This window comes from Proteus vulgaris (genome assembly GCF_033708015.1).
Taxonomy (GTDB): domain Bacteria; phylum Pseudomonadota; class Gammaproteobacteria; order Enterobacterales; family Enterobacteriaceae; genus Proteus.
Genome location: NZ_CP137920.1, coordinates 2,536,944 through 2,555,736, shown reverse-complemented (window position 1 = coordinate 2,555,736; position 18,793 = coordinate 2,536,944). Strand labels below are relative to the sequence as shown.

Below are 18,793 nucleotides of genomic sequence, written 5' to 3'. Positions count from 1 at the left end.
TATATATATAAAGGATAATTGTGCTACTGACCTTTTTTGATTTACCAAAAAAGATAAAAACAAGTATAAGAGGAATACTAATTTAAAAAATTGCCGGTATAAAAGGGTGAACAATCATTTTATGTTTACTTACTAAAAAAGAATGTAACTCATTTCAATAAAACTGACAGCAATACACAAAGCATTTGTATTCACCTCGTGAATAATCACAATTATTACTTTTGAAAAATACGGTTACAATATTTTTCAAAGCCCTCTTTTTCCAAAAGTTTAGAACATTTTTGGAGCCTGGAATACTAAGCACTGATATTGGTTTTTAAGATTAATCTAATAAATGAGATGTGAGTATTGATTATTTAGATATATCAATACGTTTATTAGGTTTTGATTGAGAGGAAGAGTCTTTTTAAACTCAGAATTACTCATAAAAAGGGTAACAAAAGGAGTCAAATTAGTGGTTAAAGTAGAGGAATTTTGAGAGATATATTTTAACGCGTTAAGTAAAAATATACCGCTATTTAAATCTTTACACTCTCCTAAGCCCGTCAACATCAACTTTTGTTAAGCAATGGTGTTGTTACGAAGTCAGCACGTTTAGTCCCGTAATGTCTTGAGACTTGTGCTAGCTAGGTTAAAAAAAACAGGCTAACCGCATGATAAAAAGGAAAGTGAAAAAATGCTCATCATTTGTAAGAGCAAAGCAAATCGCTTTTAGGACTGTTTGGGGGATAAAAGGTAACATTTGATATTTTTTAGTTAAAATTAATGCTAGTAGAATAATCAATAAGATGTTATTTCGATCATATTTGTTTTTCTGTCTTTACATTTAAAAGGTTGATGTATACAAGTGTTAACCTTGGGTTGTCATAGTTGTCATTACAACCGTTTATTGTATAGGGGGAATACGGATGACAGGAAAAACAGAATTTATATTTTGATTTATTATTTTATGAATTAATTACTTTATACTGGAGCTTCTTTGAAGTTTTTTTTATGAAGTTGAAATTTATATTTCAAAAAGATGTCTTTTTTTATAATAATTGAGGTGTGATTATATAAGATATAATTTATAAATTTTTCTTTCTTATTTATATTTTTTACTGGCTATTATTTTTTTAATTAATTGTATATGATTCGGTTAATTGATATCAATACAAAGTGAAAAATAAGAAAATTTAAATTTAATTTTTTTATATTAATAAATTGTGACTTTATTTTATAAAAAAACATATGTTTTTTAAAATTTAACTTAAGCTAAATGCTATATTATTTTTATATTCTTTTTTACTTTGAAATTAAATTTAAGACGTTTTTTATTTAATTAAATAAAAATAATTCTTTTGTTTTTATATTAAACTGATGGTCATTTTAAAAATACATTGTATATAAAATACACAGTAATTCATAAAAAAAACTTATTTATATATAGATATTATTTCTCTGTGACTAATTTATAGCCAATAAAACACTTATTAAGAGTTCTGTAATTTAAGTGTTAAATAGCACTTAACAAGTATTAGTATAATTGTATTATTACAATTGAAACTTTAATAAAGTGGAAATAAATATTCAATGGTTTAAGGGCGAAGATGCATAACTAAGAATTTAATTTTATATGACTTATCGTCCTGTGCAATAACTTTATCAACTTATCATGTTGATTTAAAAGTATAATTTTAATCGTTAAATAATGAAAAAATTTAGGATAACTATAAATAATTAGGGTAGATTGTTTTTTAAGCGAATTGTAAATAAAAAGTGATCATTTATGAAGGTTTACGTAAATGATGAAAAAAATAATATCTATAGAAATATTTATTAAATTTTGGATGCTTGTTTAGATAAAGATGAGGAGGAGATATATCAATATATGTTACTGTGATCAAAAAAATCCTCAATTGTGGATTTGTCAATTTTTTATGCTGTAATTTTAGGTTTATAAGTTTAATAGATCGTATAAAATAAAAAATTATCGTTAATATTTTAATTTGGGTAGATTAGCTTATTAATTTACACCAAGTTTTATTACTTTTATCACTTGAATAGTTAATGAACTAATTCCATAATAATGATTATCTTTTTGTGATGTGACTCACATAGTATTTAAATTAGACTACTTTATCCGTTGAATAACTTAATCGTTAAGGAGTAAAGTTGTTGCGTTAGGATTATTCTTAACGAGCTATATTGGCGAGCATTTAAAGTTTACTTTTAATTTAAATGTTTTTTTCGCTACTTTTGAAAATGACCGTAACTAAGTAATACAAGGTAGTGTTACTACGTGTCATGTTCATAAAATGGGGCCTGGAAATTTAATATTACATTTATATTAATTTCCTCGGGATCTTTCATTAGGGAGATCCTCTTTGTTCAATATAATCGGACGGGATGTAAAGAGATGAGTACGGTTGAATTGCTTAAGCATATTTATGACATAAATTTATCGTATTTGCTTTTGGCGCAAAGGTTAATTAACCAAGAAAAGGCTTCCGCAATGTTTCGGCTTGGGATTAGTGACTCTATGGCGGATGCACTGGCAGAGCTTACATTGCCTCAATTGGTTAAGTTGGCTGAAACAAACCAACTAATCTGTAATTTCCGGTTTGAAGACAGCGAAACAATAGAACAACTCACCAAAGAATCTAGAGTGGATGATTTACAACAAATTCATACTGGCATTCTTCTTTCTTCTAACTTGTTTCGTCAGTTATCGGAACAAGAGACTACTGCGACAAAGAAACGGGCATAACAATGAGTGAGAAAAGTATCGTCCGAGAAGCGAAAGATATTCGCTTAGCAATGGAATTAATCACCTTGGGTGCCCGCTTACAAATGCTTGAAAGTGAAACTCAATTAAGTCGGGGGCGTTTAATTAAACTATACAAAGAATTAAGAGGGAGCCCTCCTCCAAAAGGAATGTTGCCATTTTCAACGGACTGGTTTATGACATGGGAACAAAATATCCATTCTTCAATGTTTTATAACGCTTATCGCTTTTTATTAAAAAATGGTGGTTGTGTTGGCGTTGAGGCTGTTGTTAAAGCTTATCGTTTATACTTAGAGCAATGTCCGCCTGTTAAAGATCAAGAACCTATTTTAGCACTAACAAGAGCATGGACATTAGTACGCTTTGTTGAAAGTGGCATGTTGCAACTTTCTGTTTGTACCAAATGTAATGGTTCATTTATTACACACGCACACCAGCCAGCTAGCAATTATGTTTGTAGTCTTTGCCAGCCTCCTTCTCGCGCAATAAAAAAACGTAAACTTTCCGCCAATCCTGCCGATATTAACTTACAACTGTTGGATGGTCTTGAACAGTTTGCAATGTGATTCGAGATTGAAAGTTAAATATCAGGTTATAGAACTTAGTGATCTATAACCTGAACCGTTTCCTCTCCCCCTCCTATCTCTTGCTGCTATGTTCGCCATTCTCTCTATAACGAAATTAGCTAAAGGGATATCGCGTGTTAGTACTCTTAGGATATATCGTGGTTATGAGCGCCGTCATCGGGGGATATCTTCTCGTCGGTGGTAGTTTAGGCGCCTTGTACCAGCCAGCCGAATTTTTAATCATCTTTGGTGCCGGTGTCGGTGCTTTTATTGTAGGTAATAATGGTAGAGCAATTGTATCGACAATGAAGATCCTACCCAAATTACTTCGTAGTACAAATTACAATAAAGCGATGTACATGGATTTAATGGCACTGATGTTTCGTTTATTGTCAAAAGCACGTCAAAACGGAATGTTGGCATTAGAGAGAGATATCGAAAATCCACAACAAAGTGACATTTTTTCCCAATATCCTCGCATTATGAAAGACGTTTATATGCTCAGTTTTATTACTGACTATATGCGTCTGATGGTGACAGGAAATATGAATCCTTATGAAATTGAATCTCTGATGGATGAAGAGATTGCAACTTTTGAGGAAGAGAGCGAAGTACCTGCAACAGGCTTATCAACGATGGGGGATTCACTACCTGCGTTTGGTATTGTTGCTGCAGTTATGGGTGTTGTTAATGCGTTAGGCGCTGCGGATAGACCCGCGGGTGAAATGGGCGTATTAATTGGACATGCAATGGTCGGTACTTTCCTAGGTATTTTATTAGCTTATGGCTTTATTTCGCCATTAGCTTCTAGGATCAGACAGCGCTCTAGTCAGCAAATGAAAATGATGGAGTGCATTAAAACAACATTGTTATCTAGTATGAATGGATATGCGCCACAGATAGCGGTTGAATTTGGACGCAAAACCCTCTTTCTGGCAGACAGACCTTCTTTTATTGAGTTGGAAGAACATGTACGTCAGGTACGGACACCAATGCAGGCAAATCCTGATGCAATGAAAGAAGAGTAATTATGAAGAGTAATTCACAAATCATTCGAGTTAAAAAACGAGGGAGAAAGCAACATAACGCTCACGGTGGTGCATGGAAGATAGCTTATGCTGATTTTATGACCGCAATGATGGCTTTCTTTTTGGTGATGTGGTTACTTTCAATCTCTAGCCCGCAAGAATTAACTCGTGTCGCTGAATATTTTCGTACGCCATTAAAAGTCGCGATTGAAAAAGGGCGATTTAGTGGAGATGCAACCAATCCTATTCCTGGTGGAGGGCGTGATCCTGTCTATAACGAAGGTGATATTTTGCCCAAAGGCCAGGAAGATAAACAGCTTAATGAAAAGCAACAATTCCGCCGATTAAAAGAGAATTTAGAACAAGTCATTTTAAATGATCCTAGATTAAAAGATCTGAAGCCTCATTTACTGATCGACATGATGGATGAAGGTTTGCGTATTCAAATTATCGATAAAGCAAATCGCCCCATGTTTAGAGTAGGTAGTGCCACCGTCGAACCTTATATGAAGGATATTTTGACGACAATTGCCCCTATTTTAAACGACACACCGTACAAAATTAGTTTATCAGGTCATACCGATGACATTCCTTATGCAAGTGGTGCTTTTAAATATAGTAACTGGGAACTATCAACAGATCGCGCAAATGCTTCTCGTCGAGAGCTAATTGGTGCTGGCTTAAGTGAATGGAAAGTGTTGCGTGTTGTGGGTATGGCATCAACAGTTCATTTAGTTAAAGAGGATGGTTTTGCACCGGCTAACCGGCGGATCAGTATTTTGGTCTTAACGAAGCAAGCAGAACAAAAAATTGTACAAGAAAATGAGCGGGTTGTACCGACAGTAACAGAGGCTTCAGAAATTGAACCTCTACTTTCTGGGCAAGAAACCCCACAAGAAAAAGCAGAAAACACACAGACGGGGTCGTCTGTGTCTTCTGCATCTGAGCTTCCCGAATCAAAAAAGGAAAATGTTGAAACAGGAGTTTCTGGGGAAAGTTTGCCATCACAATCGACAAATATTACTACAAAGCAGGGAACCGCTCCCTAATTTGTTAGTAATCGCGTAAAGGTGAATGAGTAACGATGGATATTACTGAGTTTTATCAAACATTTTTTGATGAAGCAGATGAGTTGTTAGCTGATATGGAACAGCATTTGCTGTTACTTGATCCTGCAAATCCAGATCAAGAACAGATGAATGCGATTTTCCGTAGTGCACACTCCATAAAAGGAGGAGCTGCAACATTTGGCTTCGTTAAACTTCAACAGACCACTCATGTGCTTGAAAACTTGCTCGATAGTGCAAGACGTCATGAGATGGCGCTCACCGACGACATTATTAACCTGTTTCTGGAAGCGAAAGATATTATGCAACAGCAATTGGATGCACATAAAAACTCACAAGAACCTGATGAGGAAACATTTAACTATATTTGTGAGAAGTTGCGTCAGCTGGCTCTCGATGTAAAAGAAGAACAATCCGCTCCTCAAGTTGAGGCTATTGCGGGATCTGATGCTTCAGATTCACAGGCCACCGTGGTTGAAACGCCGGTTTTGTCATCTGACACTGAAGGTATGCAAAGTGAAGCCGCAGAACCTATTGAAGTTCCATCGACAATGGCGGCTGATGGACATTATCACCATCATATCATTTTGTCTGATCTTAAAGAGACAGATATTGATTTAATGCTGGATGAATTAAAGCATCTTGGTGAAGTTAGCCAAGTTGAAAAACAGCATCATGGTCTTGAAGCAATATTAAAAACCACGGCAACAGAAGAAGATATCAGCGCTGTACTTTGTTTTGTGATTGAACCTGAACAAATTTCGTTTAAAAAAGTGGTTATCGCAGAAAAAGCACCAGAAAAAAATACAGTTATAGAAGAAAGTACAACATCTACTGATGATGTTCATGTTGAAAGTCACGTTGAACACCCCGCACCGGTACAACAAACGGTTGCTGAAAAAGTGACGCCATCGGCAGCGCCAGCGAAAAGACCTGTTGCCGTGGCTACACCAAAAACAGAATCAAGCAGTATTCGTGTTGCAGTTGAAAAAGTTGACCAATTAATCAACTTAGTGGGTGAACTGGTCATCACACAGTCAATGTTGGCACAGCACAGTGGTAGCCTAGAGCCTGCAATATATAGTGATTTACTAAGTTGTATTGCTCAGTTGCAGCGTAACTCTCGTGATTTGCAAGAATCTGTTATGTCAATTCGTATGATGCCGATGGAATATGTTTTCAGTCGTTTTCCTCGCGTTGTGCGTGATGTTGCCGGTAAAATGAATAAAAAAGTTGAGCTAAATATGATTGGTAGCTCAACAGAACTTGATAAAAGCTTAATTGAAAAAATTATCGATCCTTTAACTCACTTAGTTCGCAACAGTCTTGATCATGGTATTGAAATGCCAGCCGATCGTGTTGCTGTGGGTAAACCGGAAACGGGGCAATTAACGCTGTCTGCGGAACATCAAGGCGGTAATATTTGTATTGAAGTGACTGATGATGGCGCAGGATTAAACCGCGAACGTATTTTGAAAAAAGCGATTTCCTCTGGGCTTGCAGTTTCTGAAAATATGAGTAACGAAGAAATTGCTATGCTGATTTTTGCACCAGGTTTCTCTACTGCAGAAGTCGTCACGGATGTTTCTGGCCGTGGTGTGGGTATGGATGTTGTAAAACGAAATATCCAAGAGATGGGGGGACAAATTCAAATCAGTTTTGAAGTTGGTAAAGGAACTCGTATTCGTATTTTACTTCCACTGACATTAGCAATTTTAGATGGCATGTCTGTTAAAGTTCATGACGAAGTCTTTATTTTACCATTAGGAACGGTAGTGAGTTCTTTACAACCGGAAGAAGATGATATTTATCCATTGGCTGGCGATGAAAAATTATTGCAGGTTAGAGGGGAATATTTACCACTGATTGAGCTGCACCGTACTTTTAATATTGAAGGTGCCCAAACTGATATTACCCAAGCAATTGCGGTTATAGTTCAAAGTGCCGGACGTCGTTATGCTTTATTAGTAGATCAATTAGTTGGTCAGCATCAAGTTGTTGTTAAAAATATAGAAAGCAATTACCGAAAAGTGCCTGGAATATCTGCTGCAACAATTATGGGCGACGGTAGTGTGGCTTTAATTCTTGATGTACCAGAATTGCAACGTTTAAGTCATACACAAATGACAAATAAGAAAAAGAATACAACTGCAAGCGCAGTCATTTAATAGTGAGGATAAAATAAGATTATGGCTTCGGAACATTTCGAGAAATTATCCGGTGAAACTGTTGGACAAGGATTTCTAATTTTTACGCTGGGCGATGAAGAATATGGAATTGATATTTTAAAGGTTCAAGAAATTCGTGGATATGATCAAGTCACGCGTATTGCTAATTCACCTAGCTTTATTAAAGGCGTAACTAATTTACGGGGCGTTATTGTTCCAATAGTTGATCTGCGTATTAAATTTTCACAAGAAAGTGTAACTTATAATGACAATACTGTTGTGATTGTGGTTAACTTATTAAATCGAATTGTGGGAATTGTTGTTGATGGTGTTTCTGATGTTCTTACGTTAAAGCCAGAGCAGATCTGCCCTGCGCCAGAGTTTGCAGTCACAATGTCTACTGAGTATTTAACAGGCTTAGGGACTTTAGACGAAAGAATGCTCATTCTTGTTGATATTGAAAAATTACTCAACAGTGAAGAAATGGAATTAGTTGATAGCGCAACAATTCAAGCTAAATAAGTTTTTATTTTTTAAAAATAATCTAAATACTGTTCCGGTAATTTTGCCGGAATAGCTATTTCTAGCTTTTTTTATTTTATTATAGAGTGCTAAAGCATCAAATTAACATTAAGTGAAATTAAAAGATAAAAAGGAACCAATAATTTTAGTTAAGTTCTATTTTATTATTTATTAACTTATAAGTAGTTATCACTTGGCTGTAATATTTTTCTATTGACGGAAATAACTTTAACGTTTTTTATACTTATAATTTTAATTAAAAACAGTATTACCACTGCTTTCTAATGGAGCAAAAACGTGACTAAGACGAAATGAATCCTATAAAGTTTCTCTTAAGTCTGCCGATAACTTGCTCATTACCGTTTATTATAAAAAGGGAAATTATGTTTAGCCGAATGAAAATAGTGACTGGATTATTATCCATTCTTCTGTTGTTTGGTGTTTTGCAATTTGTCTCAGGAGGCGTTTTTTACTCAAATATTGTTGAGACAAGAAACGACCTTAATAAAACACTGACAATACAAGATCAACGTGAACGCCTAGATGAAACCTGGGCTAATTTACTACAAGCTCGTAATAACATTAACCGTGCTGCGATTAGTTTTTTATTACAAGATAAAAATCTTAACGTAGATGATTCCTTGTCTGTTGATTATCTGGCGGGTCTTGCTCGTAAAAACATGTCTCGTGCAGACGAGAAATTTAAAGAATTTGAAAAGAATATTACTGCTTATCAAGTTCACTCAGAAGATGATGTTCGTAGCCTAAAAGGGCGTTTTATCGAATATTTCTCCGCATTAAACCAATTAGAAATTTTACTGCAAGATAAAAACTTAAAAGATTTTTTTGAGCAACCCACTACGGGTTATCAAGATGCTTTTTATAAAGAATATCTTGCATATGTCATGCGTAATGAGAAATTTAACGAAGAGTTAAATGTGGCACTAGAAGCCTCTCATCAACGTACAGTCATGACTATGGCTGTGCTAGCGATTATCGTTATCTCATCATTAATTCTATGCTGGTTTGCATTACGTAATGCTTTAATTAGACCATTAAACTCACTTCTATTAAGTATTAAAACTTTTTCTGAAGGTGATTTACGTCCAAATATCGAAGTAAATGGACGCAATGAAATGAGCTTGTTAGCCAATGGTTTAAAACACATGCAACAAGAGCTTATTCAAACTGTTCGTGGTGTCTATCAAAGTACGGAAAACATTTATAACAGCACAAGTGAAATTGCTGCTGGTAATAATGACTTATCTGCTCGTACAGAAGAGCAAGTGGCTTCGTTAGAAGAAACGGCTGCAAGTATGGAACAGTTAACGGCGACAGTAAAACAGAACGCAGACAATGCTCGCCAAGCAAGTAACCTAGCTAATGACGCCTCAGATATAGCCCGCCAAGGCGGAAAAGTTGTGGCTAATGTGGTGCAAACGATGCACGACATAGCCGGAAGTTCTCAGAAAATCACCGATATCACAGCCGTTATCGATGGCATTGCATTCCAGACCAATATTTTGGCACTGAATGCGGCTGTTGAAGCAGCAAGAGCCGGTGAGCATGGTCGCGGATTTGCGGTAGTTGCCGGTGAAGTTCGTAACCTTGCACAGAGAAGTGCAGAAGCTGCTAAAGAAATAAAAACACTGATTGAAGATTCTGTAAGTCGTACTGAAACGGGCTCTGTACTCGTTGAAAGTGCGGGTGAGACGATGACGCGTATTGTAGATTCAGTAACGCGTGTTACTGACATTATGGGCGAAATCGCTTCTGCATCAGATGAGCAAAGCCGAGGTATTTCACAAGTTGGTCTTGCGGTTTCTGAAATGGATCGTGTCACTCAGCAAAACGCCTCTTTAGTAGAACAATCTGCAGCCGCCGCTGCTGGTCTTGAAGATCAAGCAGTTGCATTAACCCGCTTAGTTTCAATCTTCAAATTACCGGGCCAGGAAGAAAAAACGCTAGAAAGAATGGAATCGGATGCACCCCCTGTAGTTAAAGCCGCTGCTCCACTTATAAAACCAGGAACCTCAGAAAAGAAAAAGAGCAGCAGTGTTGAAGATCCCGCTAACTGGGAAACTTTCTAACAACAACAAGTGGCTGACAAGCGGTGGCTTTTAACCACCGCTTTAAACGAGGTGAAGGCATGTTTAGGTTTCGCAAATTAAAGATATCCACCAGTCTCTATTTATTACTGATGATGTTTTGCGTTATGCAGGTGATTTCTAGTGGTATTTCGCTAGGGATCGTTCATTTGAATAACGCACAGATCACCAGAGTAGATATAGATACATCTAAGCGAGATGAATTAGGATTAAGTTGGGCATCTTTAATACAAACACGTAATGCGATTAATCGTGTAGCTATTGCAGTGAAAACCGAACAGTCAACAGATTATATTCAATCTATTGAATCAATTGCACTTTCACGTTTGGAAACGGCGAATACTCATTTTCAAAATTTCCTTGCTGAGATAAATAAAGAGGCAATACCGACAGAAGAAAAAGAAATCGTTGAAGCAGTGAAAAATAATTACCACGTTTTATATGGTGCATTAACTGAATTACATAGCATGTTAAAAAACGATAACTTCCAAGGCTTTTTAGATCAACCAACGGAACGTTATCAAACGGCGATGGAAAATTCATTTAATACTTATATGAATTACGTTCAGGCAGAAATTACTGAATCTATAGAGCAAGGACATCGCTCTTATACTATTGCTATCTTGATGTTTATCGGTGCAATAGCGATGGTTATTGTTGTATCAATCGCCGCTCATCGCTGGCTAAGTTTTAATATCATTAAACCTTTCGCAAGTTTAAGTCGTTACTTTAATGATGTTGCCACCGGCAAATTAAATCGTGAAATTCTTGTCTTCACCGATGATGAAATAGGGGATGTGTTTAGACAACTACGAGATATGCGGGGTGAACTCGTGCGTTCTATTCGTATTGTTCGTGATAACAGCCATGCTATGTATTCTGGTATTCAAGAAATTTCCAAAGGAAATACGGATTTATCCTCAAGAACTGAACAACAAGCTGCTTCATTAGAAGAAACTGCAGCAAGCATGGAAGAGTTAACAGCAACGGTAAAACAAAATGCTGATAACGCCCTGCAAGCGAGTAAGCTCGCAGAGTCTGCTTCTGAAACAGCCTTACGTGGTGGTCAAATTACGCATAGTGTTGTTGAAACCATGGATGCGATTACACAAAGTTCTCAAAAGATAGGGGCTATTATCAGTGTGATTGATGGTATTGCGTTCCAAACCAATATATTAGCACTTAACGCGGCGGTTGAAGCTGCTCGCGCGGGTGAACAAGGGCGAGGATTCTCTGTGGTTGCTGGAGAAGTTCGCAATCTTGCTCAACGTAGTGCTGATGCTGCAAAAGAAATTAAATTATTGATTGATGAATCGGTTTTACGTGTCTCTCAAGGTTCTCAACTCGTTAATAATGCAGGGCAGACAATGGAGGAACTCGTCACATCAGTAAACAAAGTCACTGAATTAATGGCAGAAATCGCCTCAGCTTCTGATGAACAAAGCCGAGGTATTCACCAAGTCGCTGATGCAGTCAGTCAGATGGATCAGGTGACTCAGCAAAACGCGGCTTTGGTGGAGCAATCAGCATCTGCTGCCGCAGCATTAGAAGATCAGGCTAATAACCTTGTTAATGCTGTATCGGCATTCGAGTTGCCTGACACGGATGAGAATAATCATTCTTCATCCCTAGAAGGTAATGGGTTGAAAAAAGCAGATAAAAAATCATTTTTTAAAAAGACCCATTAAAAAACAATGAAACGTAATGTTACTGAAGTCTTATCAGATATCGCTGCTCAACCGTTGGATATTTTTACCCAACGGTTCATGTTGTCCGATGATCAGTTCCAATCTATATGCCAATTGATTTATCAAAAGGCGGGTATTGTGCTGACTAACAACAAAAGGGAGATGGTTTATAACCGTCTCACTAGGAGGTTACGTGAATTACGGATGAATAACTTTGGTGACTATCTTGCGTTTCTTAAAAGTGATGTACGCAACCCTGAATGGCAAGAGTTTGTAAATGCATTAACCACCAATCTCACTGCATTTTTCAGGGAAGCACATCACTTTCCTATTTTGGCAAAACATGCCAGAAAAAGAGCAGGAGGCGTCTACCGAGTATGGTGTGCAGCTGCATCTACGGGAGAAGAACCTTATTCAATTGCGATGACTTTACGCGATGTTTTTGGGAATAACCCTTATAAAACCAAAATTATTGCCAGTGATATCGATACTAATGTGTTGGATAAAGCACGAAAAGGTGTTTACCGACAGGAAGAGCTTAAAACATTAAATGATGAATATTTGAAAAAATATTTTCTCAAAGGTGTCGGCGATTTTGAAGGATACGTGAAAATTAGGCAGCAAATTAGCGAGATGGTCTCTTTTCAGTATTTGAATTTACTCGACAAGCAATGGGATTTAGAAGGCAGTTTTGATGCGATTTTTTGTCGTAATGTCATGATTTACTTTGATAAAACGACACAACAAACCTTACTTAACCGCTTTACCTCATTACTTAAGCCAGACGGAATGCTGTTTGTTGGACATTCTGAGAATGTAAGCCAGCTTAGCAAGGATTTCTACTTGCATGGGCATACCGTTTACGGGCTGACACCAGCAAGGAGAGGTTATGAATAAAATAACGGTACTCTGTGTTGATGATTCGGCGTTAATGCGTCAAATCATGCGAGAAATCATCAACAGTCATAGTGATATGGAAGTTGTTGATTGTGCACCCGATCCTATCGTGGCTCGTGACTTAATAAAAAAGTACAACCCACAGGTATTAACGTTAGACGTTGAAATGCCACGTATGGATGGTATTGATTTCTTGGAAAAACTGATGCGATTAAGACCAATGCCTGTCGTTATGGTCTCATCATTAACAGCAAAAGGCTCAGAAGTGACGTTAAAAGCGTTAGAACTGGGTGCGGTTGATTTTGTGACTAAACCACAGCTTGGTTTACGTGAAGGTATGATGGCTTATAGTGAACTCATTGCTGAGAAAATTCGGGCTGCAGCACAGGCACGGATTAATCGTCGAGACGTACAAGCAGCACCTTCTAAATCATTGTCATTTACACCGATGATTTCGAGTGAAAAGTTGATTGCGGTAGGTGCATCAACGGGTGGCACAGAGGCTATTCGTAATTTTTTAGAACCATTACCCATTACCAGCCCTGCGATATTAATTACGCAACATATGCCCGCAGGGTTTACACACTCATTTGCAGAACGATTAAATCGTCTATGTCAAATTAGTGTAAAAGAAGCAGAAGACGGCGAACGTGTATTGCCTGGACATGCTTATATTGCACCAGGTGATTATCACATGGAGCTTCGTCGTAATGGTGCTAACTATCAGATCCACATTAATAAAGAGCCTGCGGTCAACCGTCATCGCCCTTCTGTCGATGTGCTATTTAGGTCTGTCGCAAAATATGCGGGACGTAATGCCATCGGTGTGATTTTAACCGGAATGGGAAGTGATGGTGCTGCTGGTTTATTAGAAATGCGTCGCGCTGGTAGTTATACCTTTGCACAAGATGAAGCGAGTTGTGTCGTCTTTGGCATGCCTCGTGCTGCGGTTGAATTAGGCGCAGTAGACGAAGTGAAAAGCATAAGCGCAATGAGTAAAGCCGTACTGATGAAAATCAGCAGCACACAATCATTGCGTATCTGATTAAGTTCAGTTTAAAAAGCAACACAGTAATTTGCCGATATATTTTGAAGGAGTTTTCAATGGCAAGTAAGGATCTGAAATTTTTAGTGGTTGATGATTTTTCAACAATGCGCCGCATAGTTCGTAATTTACTAAAGGAGTTAGGATTTACGAATGTAGAAGAAGCAGAAGATGGTGCTGACGCGTTAACTAAATTACGCAATTCGGCAATTGATTTTGTGATTACAGACTGGAACATGCCAAACATGGATGGTCTAGAGCTTCTTAAAAATATTCGTAGTGACGCGGGACTTGCAGCAACACCAGTACTTATGGTTACCGCTGAAGCTAAAAAAGAAAATATCATTGCAGCAGCGCAAGCGGGTGCAAGTGGATATGTTGTTAAACCTTTTACAGCAGCAATTCTTGAAGAAAAACTAAATAAAATTTTTGAAAAACTGGGCATCTAAGGAGTCGCAATGAGTGGGAATCCAATTATGCCGAAAGATAATATTGAAATGACATCTGATATTATCAGCCGGATCGGACAATTGACGCGGATGTTGCGCGACAGTTTGCGAGAATTAGGATTGGATAAAGCAATAGCCGAAGCAGCAGAAGCCATCCCTGACGCTAGGGAACGACTGGATTATGTTGCTCAAATGACCGCTCAGGCAGCTGAGCGTACATTGAACTGTGTCGAAGCTGCGCAGCCTAAACAGGATGCGTTAAGTTCCGAGGCGACTAAGCTTACTGAACGTTGGGACCAATGGTTTGAACAGCCAGAAGAGCTGAAAGATGTACGCTCTCTTGTAACCGATACCCGCAATTATTTGCGGGATATCCCTGAGAGTGCGGCTTTTACTAACAGTCAGCTATTGGAAATTATGATGGCACAGGATTTCCAAGATCTGACCGGTCAGGTCATTAAACGCATGATGAGTGTCGTTCAAGAAATTGAAAAACAACTCGTGATGGTATTAATGGAAAACCTGCCACCAGAGCAACTTGAAAAGTCTAATGTGAAGAAAGAGACTGACTCTTTATTAAATGGTCCACAGGTGAATAAAAACAACGCGGGTGTGATCAAAAATCAAGATCAAGTTGATGATTTACTGGAAAGTTTAGGTTTCTAACCTTCTAATGAGTTTTAGGGCGATAAGGACGTTGAGATATGCAGGACGCATTCGCTCTATGCTCAGCGCTTTTAGGATGATGTACTTTATGGATAAAAAATCATGTAATAACGCTTTAATAGCCCACGCTATTGAAGAAAATGTAAGCCGCTTTTTTTAAGCGGCTTTTGATATTGTCGAAATAAACATCGAAAATAAAATTACTCAATTTTTCTGTTAATTTTGCTGATTTCCTTATAATCAGCGCCAATATTACTTATATCTCCATTTTTATCATTGGGTTGTTTTTTCTGAATATACTGTCATAGCCCAAAAAGCCCCGTAAATTTGCGATTGTTCCGCCCATCAATTTTCTCTGAATTTGTCATGCTTAGAGTCATTTCATTCATGCTTTTAATCTCAATATCTAAATCGGACAGACTGTGGCTGAAGATAGCGATCTCGAAAAAACAGAAGAGCCCACACCCCATAAACGGGAAAAAGCGAAAAAGGATGGGCAAATTGTCCGTTCTAAAGAGCTATCGTCCGTATTAATGATTTTGGGGGGCGTGAGTTTGCTGTGGATGAGTGGTGGGTTTATCACTCGTGGGCTACATGCCATGTTAACAGAAGGGTTTACGTTTAATCATCACCTTATCGGTAATGAGAATTTGTTGATCCCTCGATTTGGTAGCTTGATTAAACAAGCTGTTTTTGCGTTATCCCCAGTGTTTTTTGGGTTGGTACTTGTAGCAATCGGTGGCTCAGCCTTATTAGGTGGGATTAACTTTAGTAGTAAATCCATTAAATTTGATCCCAAAAAATGGAATCCTATTTCTGGGTTAAAACGTATTTTTTCTATGAATGCGTTAGCGGAGTTATTTAAAGCAATACTGAAATCAACCTTTGTGGGGATCGCCGCAACCGTTTTTTTATGGCACAACTGGAATGATATTCTCCATCTGATCACGCTACCACCGCTGAGTGCGCTAGCTAATGCGATGCAACTGCTGATTTTTGCAGTTTACATTACGGTTTTCATGCTGATACCGATGGTGGCATTCGATATTATTTTCCAAATTCGTAGCCATTTGAAAAAGCTACGTATGACACGCCAAGAAATTAAAGACGAATTTAAACAGCAAGAGGGTGATCCGCAGCTTAAAGCGCGTATCCGTCAGCAACAACACGCGATGTCTCGCCGTCGAATGATGGCGGATGTCCCGAAAGCTGACGTTATTGTGACGAACCCAACACACTATGCTGTTGCACTGCAATATAACGACAAAATGACTGCACCTAAAGTGTTAGCAAAAGGGGCAGGGGCTATTGCGTTAAAAATTAAAGAGATTGGTGCAGAAAATCGAATTCCGCTTCTAGAAGCGCCACCGCTTGCTAGGGCGTTATATCGTCACAGTGAAATAGGCCATGCAATACCTTCAACCCTTTATGCTGCGGTTGCAGAGGTGCTTGCATGGGTTTATCAACTGAAACGATGGAAAACCGAAGGTGGTTTAAAACCTAAACAACCTATGAACTTGCCAGTGCCTCCCGCACTGGACTTTGCTGGAGAAGATAATCGTCATGGCTAATTTGGCCTCATTACTCCGCTTGCCGGGAAATTGGAAAAGTTCTCAGTGGCAGATACTGGCTGGGCCAGTGCTTATCTTGTTGATACTGTCAATGATGGTATTGCCATTGCCACCTTTTCTATTGGATTTATTATTTACCTTTAACATCGCACTTTCCATCATGGTGCTGTTGGTCGCAATGTTCACACGACGTACGTTGGACTTTGCTGCTTTCCCAACTATTTTGCTGTTTACCACGTTGTTACGTTTATCATTAAACGTGGCTTCAACACGTATCATCTTAATGGAGGGACATACAGGGCCAGAAGCCGCAGGGCGAGTTGTTGAAGCCTTTGGCCATTTTCTTGTCGGCGGTAACTTTGCTATCGGTATAGTGGTCTTTATCATCCTTATTTTGATTAACTTTATGGTTATTACTAAGGGTGCGGGACGTATTGCTGAAGTCGGTGCGCGTTTTGTGTTAGATGGAATGCCAGGTAAACAGATGGCAATCGATGCTGACTTGAATGCGGGTATTATCAACGAAGACGAAGCAAAAAAACGCCGTAAAGAAGTGTCATTGGAATCCGACTTTTACGGTTCAATGGATGGTGCGAGTAAATTCGTTCGTGGTGACGCCATCGCGGGTTTAATGATCCTTGTGATTAACGTGGTGGGGGGGCTTATCGTTGGTGTTGCTCAACACGGAATGGCATTAAACGATGCAGCAACGACTTATACCCTTTTAACCATCGGTGATGGTCTGGTTGCGCAAATTCCTGCATTAATTATCTCAACAGCCGCGGGTGTTATCGTGACGCGTGTTGCAACAGATGAAGATGTAGGTCAACAAATGGTTACACAACTATTTGATAATCCTCGTGTTCTTATGTTAACCGCCGGCGTGCTAGGTCTATTAGGCTTAGTGCCAGGAATGCCTAACTTTGTTTTCTTATTCTTCACCGCAGCATTAGGTGGACTCGGTTGGTATATTTTACGTCGTAACGCTAATCCTGAAGTGCAACAACAAAAAGAGATGGAAGAAGTTGAAAAACAAAATCGTGTTGTTGAAGCTTCATGGGAAGATGTACAACTTGAAGATCCATTAGCGATGGAAGTAGGATACCGCTTAATTCCAATGGTAGATAATCGCCAAAATGGTGAGCTGTTAGGCAGAATTAGTGGTATTCGTAAAAAGTTTGCTCAGGAAATGGGATACCTTCCTCCTGTTGTTCATATCCGAGACAATATGGAATTAAAACCTTCGTCTTATCGTATTCTAATGAAAGGGGTTGAAATCGGTCACGGTGAAGCGCATCCGGGGCGTTGGCTGGCGATCAATCCGGGTAATGCTGTTGGTTCGTTAGAAGGGGATATTACACAAGAGCCTGCATTTGGTTTACCCGCAGTGTGGATCGATGACAGTTTAAGAGAGCAAGCACAGGTTCAAGGCTATACAGTGGTTGCTGCAAGTACCGTTATTGCAACGCACTTTAATCATGTCTTAGCGAAATACGCATCGGAATTATTTGGTCGTCAAGAAGCTCAAATGTTGTTTGATAGGGTAAGTAAAGAGCTTCCTAAAATGACAGAAAGTATGATCCCAGATATGCTTTCCCTTACGGTATTGCACAAAGTATTGCAAAACTTGCTGTCTGAACAGGTGCCGATTCGAGATATGAGGACCATATTAGAAGCCTTAGCAGAGCATGCTCCTGAGCAGAAAGATCCCGCTGAATTAACCGCCGTTGTTCGTGTTGCACTTCGCCGTGCGATTACACAACACTGGTTTGGTGATCAAGATGAAATCCAAGTTATTGGGTTGGATGCAAGCTTAGAGCGTATTCTTGTTCAAGCGATGCAAAGTGGCGGTGGATTAGAGCCAGGGCTTGCTGAAAATATTGAACAACAAGCGGCAGATGCTGTTCGTCACCAAGAGATGTCTGGTGGCGCCCCTGTATTATTAGTGAATCATTCGCTACGTTCATTATTATCCCGTTTTTTACGCCGTAGCCTGCCACAATTAGCCGTATTATCAAATATGGAGATTAGTGAAGGTCGTCGCATTCGTATGACGTCGATGATTGGTGGACAGCCTCATTAATCGGTAATAAGATATCTATCCACTAAAAAGACCACTTTATATAAGTGGTCTTTTTGTCTCTATGGATCGCCATCTCTTGACATAAATAGATGAGCGATAAATTTATTCGTTAAATCTATTCTTAAATTATAAATATAGAAATTTTAAAGTATGTTTTATTTATAATAT

General features: G+C 38.4%; 14 protein-coding genes. All 14 read left to right on the top strand.

Annotated elements, in window-relative coordinates:
• Positions 1–2,398: 2,398 nt before the first annotated feature.
• The 14 genes from flhD to flhA all read left to right on the top strand — a co-directional run bounded on the left by flhD (position 2,399) and on the right by flhA (position 18,625).
• Positions 2,399–2,749, top strand: coding sequence for a flagellar transcriptional regulator FlhD (gene flhD, locus SB028_RS12150; RefSeq protein ID WP_069367452.1), 351 nt, complete (start codon positions 2,399–2,401; stop codon positions 2,747–2,749).
• A 2-nt stretch (positions 2,750–2,751) separates the two neighbouring features.
• Complete coding sequence (flhC, locus tag SB028_RS12145) at positions 2,752–3,333, top strand: flagellar transcriptional regulator FlhC (RefSeq protein WP_006533207.1); 582 nt, start codon at positions 2,752–2,754, stop codon at positions 3,331–3,333.
• 134 nt (positions 3,334–3,467) lie between these two features.
• On the top strand, positions 3,468–4,361 hold the full coding sequence (gene motA / locus SB028_RS12140; protein WP_069367453.1) for a flagellar motor stator protein MotA: 894 nt from the start codon (positions 3,468–3,470) through the stop codon (positions 4,359–4,361).
• Between the two features lie 2 nt (positions 4,362–4,363).
• A complete protein-coding gene (motB, locus tag SB028_RS12135; protein WP_069367454.1) occupies positions 4,364–5,410 on the top strand; it encodes a flagellar motor protein MotB in 1,047 nt (348 codons plus the stop codon).
• Between the two features lie 35 nt (positions 5,411–5,445).
• Positions 5,446–7,596 (top strand): chemotaxis protein CheA, encoded by a 2,151-nt coding sequence (gene cheA / locus SB028_RS12130; protein WP_069367455.1) that lies wholly within the window; start codon positions 5,446–5,448, stop codon positions 7,594–7,596.
• A 21-nt stretch (positions 7,597–7,617) separates the two neighbouring features.
• A complete protein-coding gene (cheW, locus tag SB028_RS12125; RefSeq protein ID WP_023581802.1) occupies positions 7,618–8,118 on the top strand; it encodes a chemotaxis protein CheW in 501 nt (166 codons plus the stop codon).
• A gap of 383 nt (positions 8,119–8,501) precedes the next feature.
• Positions 8,502–10,208 (top strand): methyl-accepting chemotaxis protein, encoded by a 1,707-nt coding sequence (locus SB028_RS12120; protein ID WP_069367456.1) that lies wholly within the window; start codon positions 8,502–8,504, stop codon positions 10,206–10,208.
• Between the two features lie 59 nt (positions 10,209–10,267).
• Positions 10,268–11,914, top strand: coding sequence for a methyl-accepting chemotaxis protein (locus SB028_RS12115; protein ID WP_069367457.1), 1,647 nt, complete (start codon positions 10,268–10,270; stop codon positions 11,912–11,914).
• Positions 11,915–11,992: 78 nt separating this feature from the next.
• Positions 11,993–12,811 carry a protein-glutamate O-methyltransferase CheR gene (gene cheR, locus SB028_RS12110; protein WP_231039727.1) on the top strand — a complete coding sequence of 273 codons (819 nt, stop codon included), beginning with the start codon at positions 11,993–11,995 and terminating at the stop codon, positions 12,809–12,811.
• Positions 12,804–13,856 (top strand): protein-glutamate methylesterase/protein-glutamine glutaminase, encoded by a 1,053-nt coding sequence (locus tag SB028_RS12105; protein ID WP_069367459.1) that lies wholly within the window; start codon positions 12,804–12,806, stop codon positions 13,854–13,856. The genes cheR and SB028_RS12105 overlap by 8 nt, the downstream gene beginning before the upstream one ends.
• Before the next feature lie 59 nt (positions 13,857–13,915).
• A complete protein-coding gene (gene cheY / locus SB028_RS12100; protein ID WP_069367460.1) occupies positions 13,916–14,305 on the top strand; it encodes a chemotaxis response regulator CheY in 390 nt (129 codons plus the stop codon).
• 9 nt (positions 14,306–14,314) lie between these two features.
• The gene (gene cheZ / locus SB028_RS12095; protein ID WP_069367461.1) at positions 14,315–14,971 is read left to right on the top strand and encodes a protein phosphatase CheZ; all 657 of its coding nucleotides are present in this window, start codon (positions 14,315–14,317) and stop codon (positions 14,969–14,971) included.
• Between the two features lie 422 nt (positions 14,972–15,393).
• A complete protein-coding gene (gene flhB, locus SB028_RS12090; protein ID WP_069367462.1) occupies positions 15,394–16,542 on the top strand; it encodes a flagellar biosynthesis protein FlhB in 1,149 nt (382 codons plus the stop codon).
• Positions 16,535–18,625, top strand: a complete 2,091-nt coding sequence (gene flhA, locus SB028_RS12085) for a flagellar biosynthesis protein FlhA (RefSeq protein WP_248620301.1) — start codon at positions 16,535–16,537, stop codon at positions 18,623–18,625. The genes flhB and flhA overlap by 8 nt, the downstream gene beginning before the upstream one ends.
• Positions 18,626–18,793: the final 168 nt, after the last annotated feature.

Bases quoted from the DNA above. Each gene is read 5' to 3' on its own strand.
- flhD (WP_069367452.1), top strand. From the start codon at position 2,399: ATGAGTACGGTTGAATTGCTTAAGCATATTTATGACATAAATTTATCG.
- flhC (WP_006533207.1), top strand. From the start codon at position 2,752: ATGAGTGAGAAAAGTATCGTCCGAGAAGCGAAAGATATTCGCTTAGCA.
- motB (WP_069367454.1), top strand. From the start codon at position 4,364: ATGAAGAGTAATTCACAAATCATTCGAGTTAAAAAACGAGGGAGAAAG.
- cheA (WP_069367455.1), top strand. From the start codon at position 5,446: ATGGATATTACTGAGTTTTATCAAACATTTTTTGATGAAGCAGATGAG.
- cheW (WP_023581802.1), top strand. From the start codon at position 7,618: ATGGCTTCGGAACATTTCGAGAAATTATCCGGTGAAACTGTTGGACAA.
- SB028_RS12120 (WP_069367456.1), top strand. From the start codon at position 8,502: ATGTTTAGCCGAATGAAAATAGTGACTGGATTATTATCCATTCTTCTG.
- SB028_RS12115 (WP_069367457.1), top strand. From the start codon at position 10,268: ATGTTTAGGTTTCGCAAATTAAAGATATCCACCAGTCTCTATTTATTA.
- cheR (WP_231039727.1), top strand. From the start codon at position 11,993: ATGTTGTCCGATGATCAGTTCCAATCTATATGCCAATTGATTTATCAA.
- SB028_RS12105 (WP_069367459.1), top strand. From the start codon at position 12,804: ATGAATAAAATAACGGTACTCTGTGTTGATGATTCGGCGTTAATGCGT.
- cheY (WP_069367460.1), top strand. From the start codon at position 13,916: ATGGCAAGTAAGGATCTGAAATTTTTAGTGGTTGATGATTTTTCAACA.
- cheZ (WP_069367461.1), top strand. From the start codon at position 14,315: ATGAGTGGGAATCCAATTATGCCGAAAGATAATATTGAAATGACATCT.
- flhA (WP_248620301.1), top strand. From the start codon at position 16,535: ATGGCTAATTTGGCCTCATTACTCCGCTTGCCGGGAAATTGGAAAAGT.